Source organism: Pseudomonas viridiflava, from assembly GCF_900602065.1.
Taxonomy (GTDB): domain Bacteria; phylum Pseudomonadota; class Gammaproteobacteria; order Pseudomonadales; family Pseudomonadaceae; genus Aquipseudomonas.
Genome location: NZ_UWFN01000022.1, coordinates 1 through 312, shown reverse-complemented (window position 1 = coordinate 312; position 312 = coordinate 1). Strand labels below are relative to the sequence as shown.

Below are 312 nucleotides of genomic sequence, written 5' to 3'. Positions count from 1 at the left end.
TAGAACCACGGATCCGTCGCCACCTGATGCCCGGCCAGCCAGGCGTCGAACGCGCTGCGCTCGTTGAACGGCCCGTAGGGCAGGTAGTCCCACAGCTTCGGGTCGGCAGTCGGTCCCTGGAGCACTGACCACAAGTCATCCGCATGCCGGGCTGTCTCCAGCTTTTCCAGGCGAATGAAGCGACCATTCAGGGTCTGCGGGCCGGGCAATGTCGCGGTTTGCCAATCCAGTGGAGTCTCGGACATCGATTGCTTCCTTCAAAGAGCCTTGCGAAATTGAATGTAGCCCGCGCGATCAGCGATGCGTTCATAC

General features: G+C 60.9%; 1 pseudogene. It reads right to left on the bottom strand.

Annotation, left to right across the window (positions count from 1 at the left end):
* Positions 1 to 245, bottom strand: a pseudogene (locus EE949_RS00110) (GNAT family N-acetyltransferase); the annotation flags it as partial.
* Between the last annotated feature and the right edge of the window lie 67 nt (positions 246 to 312).